General features: G+C 68.4%; 8 protein-coding genes. 6 read left to right on the top strand and 2 right to left on the bottom strand.

What is annotated here, in order from left to right; all coding sequences use genetic code 11:
* A partial coding sequence (locus RT567_RS12440; RefSeq protein ID WP_313576642.1) for a hypothetical protein occupies positions 1 to 330 on the bottom strand: 330 nt, incomplete at its 3' end.
* Positions 331 to 411: 81 nt separating this feature from the next.
* Here RT567_RS12440 and RT567_RS12435 point away from each other — a divergent pair.
* From RT567_RS12435 to RT567_RS12410, 6 genes are all read left to right on the top strand, one after another.
* A complete protein-coding gene (locus RT567_RS12435) occupies positions 412 to 1,278 on the top strand; it encodes a 50S ribosomal protein L11 methyltransferase (RefSeq protein WP_313576641.1) in 867 nt (288 codons plus the stop codon).
* A gap of 92 nt (positions 1,279 to 1,370) precedes the next feature.
* On the top strand, positions 1,371 to 1,727 hold the full coding sequence (locus RT567_RS12430; protein ID WP_313576640.1) for a DUF559 domain-containing protein: 357 nt from the start codon (positions 1,371 to 1,373) through the stop codon (positions 1,725 to 1,727).
* A gap of 72 nt (positions 1,728 to 1,799) precedes the next feature.
* A complete protein-coding gene (locus RT567_RS12425) occupies positions 1,800 to 3,623 on the top strand; it encodes an aminopeptidase P family protein (protein WP_313576639.1) in 1,824 nt (607 codons plus the stop codon).
* Between the two features lie 4 nt (positions 3,624 to 3,627).
* A complete protein-coding gene (locus RT567_RS12420; protein WP_313576638.1) occupies positions 3,628 to 3,996 on the top strand; it encodes a CidA/LrgA family protein in 369 nt (122 codons plus the stop codon).
* Positions 3,993 to 4,685: an LrgB family protein gene (locus RT567_RS12415; protein ID WP_313576637.1), complete on the top strand. Its 693-nt coding sequence runs from the start codon at positions 3,993 to 3,995 to the stop codon at positions 4,683 to 4,685. Before RT567_RS12420 ends, RT567_RS12415 begins: the two co-directional genes overlap by 4 nt.
* A gap of 139 nt (positions 4,686 to 4,824) precedes the next feature.
* On the top strand, positions 4,825 to 5,808 hold the full coding sequence (locus tag RT567_RS12410; RefSeq protein WP_313576636.1) for an aldo/keto reductase: 984 nt from the start codon (positions 4,825 to 4,827) through the stop codon (positions 5,806 to 5,808).
* Between the two features lie 63 nt (positions 5,809 to 5,871).
* On the opposite strand, the gene RT567_RS12405 is transcribed toward RT567_RS12410, so the two are convergent.
* The coding region (locus tag RT567_RS12405) for a DUF2147 domain-containing protein (protein WP_313576635.1) at positions 5,872 to 6,263 on the bottom strand (392 nt) is incomplete at its 5' end.

Here is a 6,263-nt window from a genome sequence, read left to right as displayed (position 1 = left end):
AGCAGCCTTTTTCGGCGCGGCGGCCTTGGCCGTGGTCGCCTTTGCTGGAGCCGGAGCCTTCGGCGTTGCGGGCTTCTTGGCGGCCGGCGCCTTAGCGGCTGTCTTTGGCGCGGCGGCCTTCGGCGCAGCGGCGGTCTTGGCCGCAGCAGGCTTGGCCGTCTTGGGCGCAGCCGCCTTGGAGGCGGTTTTCGCCGCGGCGGGGGCCTTTACGGCCTTGGGCTTGGCGTCAGCTTTTGTCGCTGTCGCGCTCGACTTTGCCGCCGGTTTCGGCTTGGAAGCGGCGGAGGCCGCTTTCGCGGCAGGTTTCGTTTCAGACGGTGCTTTGGCCATAAACTCCCCGACCCCTCGTTGGACACGGGCGTAAGAACCAAGCCCGCACTGGCGATTCGTCATTATAACGGTGTTTGAGAAATGTCCGAATCCGCAGTTCAGGTGATCGCGCGCGGTGATCGCGCCCCGGCCGAAGCCGCCGCCGCCGCCATCGACGCCAATCCCCTGTTGGAGAACGCGACCTATTCTATTCTGGAAGAGGACGAGGACAAGGAAATCTGGCGCATCGACGCCTTCCCCACGACCGATGAAGAGGCCGAGGGCATCGCCGAAATCCTGCGCGCCACGCCGGGGCTGGAAGTGGTGGTCGAGAAGCTGGCGGACGCCGACTGGCTGGCCATGAGCCTGTCGGGCCTGCCCCCGGTCGAGGCCGGGCGCTTCTTCGTCTATGGCGCGCACGATCAGGGCAAGGTGCCTGAGGGCCGGGTCACGCTGAAGATCGACGCGGGCGCGGCGTTCGGCACCGGCCACCACGGCACGACGGTCGGCTGCCTGGAGGCGTTCGACAATCTGCTGAAGACCGAGACGTTCGAGAAGGTTCTGGACGTCGGCTGCGGCACGGGCGTGCTGGCCATCGCGGCGGCCAAGACGGGTTCGCCCATCGCTGTCGGCACCGATATCGACGAACCTTCGGCCCGCATCGCCAACGAGAATGCGGTGATCAACGACGCCAGATGCGAGTTCTATTTCGCCGACGGCCTGAGCGATGCGCGGATTGCGCAGCACGCGCCCTATGATCTGGTGTTCGCCAATATTCTGGCGGCGCCGCTGGTGTTCCTGGCGCCCGAGATCGGCGCGGCGCTGAAGTCGGGCGGGGTGGCTATCCTGTCGGGCCTGCTGCGGACGCAGGAGGAGCGCATCCTGGAGGCCTATCTGCCGCTGGGCTTCGTGGTGGAGCAGACGATCCATCATGACGCATGGAGCGCGCTGCAACTGCGCAAGAAGTAAGAGGCGAGTTCCCTTCTCCCCTTGCGGGAGAACGTGGCCCGTCAGGGCCGGATGAGGGGTGAAACACCATCGTTCGGTGATAGGCTTCAGCTATGTTGAAGCCCTCGTCTCGCACTCAGGCCAACGCTCGGCGGTCTCGCCAAGAATCGACCATGGCCGAGGACGCCATGTGGAAGCTTCTGCGGGATCGCCGGCTGGCGGGCGTGAAGTTTCGCCGACAGGCGCCTATCGGGCGCTACATTGCCGACTTCTGCTGTTCGGCGCTGCGGCTGATCATTGAGCTGGACGGCGGCGTTCATGTTCTGCGGGCCGAGTCTGATGCCGAGCGGGACGCCTGGTTAACCGCGCAGGGTTTCACGGTGTTGCGTTTCGGAAACGAGGCCGTTCTGAACAATCCGGCCGTGGTGTTCGAAGCCGTTCGGCAGGTGACGGTGCAACAGGCGAGGTGACGGTGTTTCACCCCTCATCCGGCCCTGACGGGCCACCTTCTCCCGCAAGGGGAGAAGGAGTAAGAGGCCGTCATGCGCCAGACATTCGACGAAACCACCGATCCGTCCTTCGGGGCCAAGCACCTGCCTCTGCTTCGCGCCGAGATGGCCAAGCAGGGCCTCGACGGCCTGCTGGTCCCGCATGAGGACGAGCATCAGAATGAATACCTGCCCGACGCCAATGAGCGGCTGGCCTGGGTCAGCGGTTTCACCGGCTCGGCCGGGGCGGGCGTGGTGATGCAGGATAAGGCGGCGGTCTTCGTCGACGGCCGCTATACGGTTCAGGCCAAGGCCCAGACGGACGAGGCCTTGTTCGAGCGTCAGCCGCTGAACACGCTGGCCGACTGGCTGGCGGCCGCGCCGTCGGGCTCGGTGATCGGCTATGATCCGCGTCTGCACAGCCCCGATGCGCTGTCGAGCCTGCGCGCCGCCGTCGAAAAGGCCGGGGCGACGCTGAAGGCGGTCGAAGTTAATCCGATCGATCTGGCCTGGGGCGACGCCCGCCCGGCCCAGCCGCAGGCGCCGGTGGTCCCGCATGAGGACTGCTATTCCGGCGAGGACGCCGCGTCCAAGCGCGCCCGCATCGGCAAGGCCATCGCCGACGCCGGGGCCGAGGCGGCTGTGCTGACTTCGCCGTCGTCGCTGGCCTGGCTGTTCAACATTCGCGGCGGGGATGTAATCCGCACGCCCCTGCCGCTGGGTCAGGCGGTGGTGAAGGCGGACGGGACGGCCAAGGTCTTCCTCGACCCGGCCAAGGTGACGAACGAACTGCCCGGTTGGCTGGGCGACGCCGTGACGCTGGAGGCGCCCGAGGCGCTGCCCGGCGCGCTGGACGCCCTGTCGGGTAGCAAGGTGATGATCGACCCGGCCGTGTCCTCGGCCTGGTATTTCGACCGGCTGGAGGCGGCGGGCGCAAGCATTGTGCGCGGCATGGACCCCTGCGCCCTGCCGCGCGCGCAGAAGAACGCCGTCGAGATCGAGGGCAGCCGCCGGGCGCACATCCGCGACGGCGCGGCCCTGACGCGGTTCCTGCACTGGGTCGATACCGTCGCCCAGAAAGACCTGCCGGACGAGCGGGCGGTGGTCGAGGCGCTGGAAGGCTTCCGCGAGGCGACCGGGATGCTGAAGGATCTGTCCTTCGACACCATCGCCGGGGTCGGGCCGAACGGCGCCCTGCCGCACTACAAGCCGGTCGGGGCCAAGATCCGGCCGATGGAGGCGGGTTCGCTGCTGCTGGTGGACGGCGGCGGCCAGTATCTGGACGGGACCACGGACGTGACCCGCACCATGGCCATCGGCGAGGGCACGCCCGACCAGCGCCGGATGTTCACCCTGGTTCTGAAGGGCCACATCGCCATGGCGGTGATCCGCTTCCCGGCCGGGACCAGCGGGCGCCAGCTGGACGCCATTGCGCGCCAGCCGCTGTGGAACGCGGGCTTCGACTTCGATCACGGCACGGGCCACGGCGTCGGGTCGTATCTGGGCGTCCACGAAGGGCCGCAGCGCATCGCCGGATGGGGCACGGACCAGCCGCTGCTTAACGGCATGATCCTGTCGAACGAGCCAGGCTATTACCGCGAGGGCGAGTGGGGCATCCGCATCGAGACGCTGCAGGTCGTCACGGCTCCGGCGCAGGTTCCGGGCGGCGAGCGGCCCATGCACGGGTTTGAGCAGCTGACACTGGCGCCGCTGGATCGGCGTCTGATCGACGTCGCCCTACTGACGGCGGACGAGCGGGCCTATGTGGACGCCTATCATGCCGAGGTTCTGGCCAAGGTCGGGCCTCTGTTGGCGCAGGGCGTGCAGAAGGATGAGGCGGCGCTGGAATGGCTGAAGGCGCAGACGGCGCCGCTCTGATCCGATGATCGGCGCCATCGCCCTGCTGTTCGTCTGCCAGTTGGCGGGCGAGGTGATCCACCGGTTGACGGGCCTGCCCCTGCCGGGGTCGGTGATCGGCATGGTGCTGTTGCTGGCGTGGCTGGCCTTCGTTCCGAGGGAGCGGCTGACGCTGACGCAGGTGACGGGCTGGCTGACGGCGCATCTGTCGATCATGTTCGTGCCTGCCGCCGTCGGCGTGATGGAGGAGGGGGCGATCCTGTCGCGGTACGGCTTCGGCATCGTCGTGGCGGTGGCGGTCTCGACCCTGCTGACGTTGGCGGTGACGGCGCTGGTGTTCCGCGCCGTGGCGGGGCGGACTGAGCCGGACGGCGAAGAGGAGGACGCGTCGTGAGCGATCTGATCGCGACGCCCCTGCTGTGGCTGGCGGTGACGCTGGTGGTGTTCGAGGCGGCGGACATCCTGTCGCGGCGCAGCGGCCGCCATCCGCTGTGCCATCCGGTGCTGCTGGCGACGCCGGTGCTGATCGGGGTGCTGCTGGCGACGAAGACGCCTTACGCCACATACGCCGAGGCGACGCAGGTGCTGGGCTTCCTGCTGGGACCGGCGGTGGTGGGGCTGGCCGTGCCGATCTGGGCGCAGCGGGCGACGATCCGGCGACTGGCCAAGCCGTTGGCCTGCGCCCTGCTGGCCGGGGCTGTGACGGCCATCGTCAGCGCGGTCGGCATCGTCTGGCTGTTTGGCGCGCCGACCGAGATCATGGCCTCCATTGCGCCGCGCGCGACGACGACGCCGGTGGGGATGGCTGTGGCCTCTCAACTGGGCGGCATACCGGCTCTGGCGGCGGTGATCGTGCTGATGTCGGGGGTGTTCGGGGCGATGACGGCGACGCCGCTGCTGAACCTGCTGAAGATCAGGGATTACCGCGCGCGGGGCTTTGCGGTCGGGGTGTCGGCGCATGGTTTTGGCGCGGCGCGGGCGTTTCAGGTGGACCAGACGGCGGGGGCCTTCGCCAGCTTGGGCATGGCGCTGAACGCGGTGGCGACGGCGACCATCTTGTCCATCGTGGCTAGCCTGATGTGATCAATCCGCTCATCCCGGCGTCCGCCGGGATGAGCGGGGGAGTGAGGGGCGCGTCCCTTGAAATGAGGCCACACGGCGCCCATCTGAAGAGCGTCGGCGGATGCGTCGTCGACCCCCTCACATCAGAAGGAATGCGCGGATGAAGATGCGCAAGCTGGGCCGTAACGGCCCTGAGGTCTCGGCCGTCGGTCTGGGCTGCATGGGCATGAGCGCCTTTTACGGCGCGGCGAACGAGGCCCAATCCATCGCGGTGATCCACCGCGCGCTCGACCTGGGCGTCACCCTGTTCGACACGGCCGAGATGTACGGCCCGCACACCAATGAAGTCCTGGTGGGCAAGGCGCTGAAGGATCGGCGCGACAAGGCTTTCATCGCCACCAAGTTCGGGATCAACCGCCAGCCGGACGGCTCGGCGATCACCGACGGCTCGCCCGCCAATGTGCGCCGCGCGGTCGAGGGCAGCCTGAGCCGTCTGGGCGTCGACCACATCGACCTCTATTACCAGCACCGCATCGACCCCAATACGCCGATCGAGGAGACGGTCGGGGCCATGGCCGAACTGGTGAAGGAGGGCAAGGTGCGCTTCATCGGCCTGTCCGAGGCGGCGCCGGCCACCTTGCGCCGCGCCCACGCCGAGCATCCGATCACGGCGCTTCAGACTGAATATTCGCTGTGGAGCCGCGACCCGGAGGACGAACTGCTGGGCGTGGTGCGCGAACTGGGCATCGGCTTCGTGCCCTACAGCCCGCTGGGCCGGGGCTTCCTGTCGGGCGAGATCAAGTCGATCGACGACCTGGCGCCGGATGACTTCCGCCGGACGAACCCGCGCTTTGCGGGCGACAACTTCCAGAAGAATCTCGATCTGGTCGATGCGGTCGGCGCCATCGCGGCGGACAAGGGCGTGACGGCGGCGCAACTGGCCCTGGCCTGGGTGCTGGCGCAGGGAGAGGACTTGGTCCCCATCCCCGGCACGCGCCGGATCACGACGCTGGAGCAGAATGCGGCGGCGGCGGACATCGTGCTGACGCCGGATGATCTGGCGCGGATCGAGGCCGTCTTCCCGCGCGGGGCGGCGGCGGGCGAGCGGTATGCGCCCGGCGGCATGACATCGCTGAACCGCTGATGTGAAAACGCCTCCCCCGCGATCGCGAGGGAGGCGTCTTTCATTGCGAGCTATGGGGCAGGACTACTGGACGCGGGTCCAGGTCTGGGTCTTGCACAGGGGGGCGACGATGCAGCCGCGCAGGCGCAGGGTGTTGTCGTTGGTCAGGGTGATGGTCCCGCGATAGGTGCCGCCGTCCTCGGGGTTGTAGACCGAGCCGCCGCGCCATTCGGTCGGGCCGCCGGTGAAGCCCGACAGCATCCGCAGGCCGCGCAGGGGGCGGTCGCGCAGGGCGGCGTCCTTGTTGTGCTGATCCTTCGCCTCGGGGTTGGCGCGGATGTGGCTGGAGGTGACGAGCGTGCCGCACAGGGCCTGGCCGCAGCGTTCGATGCGGACCTGGCCGCCGTTGGTCGGGGTCTGCCACAGGCCGGTCGGGTCGCTGGCGAGGGCCGGAGAAGCGAGGGCGGCGGCTGCGA

It is taken from the genome of Brevundimonas sp. (assembly GCF_032107865.1).
GTDB lineage: Bacteria > Pseudomonadota > Alphaproteobacteria > Caulobacterales > Caulobacteraceae > Brevundimonas.
Note: the sequence above shows the minus strand (reverse complement) of the source record. Positions and strands in the feature narration are given on the sequence as shown.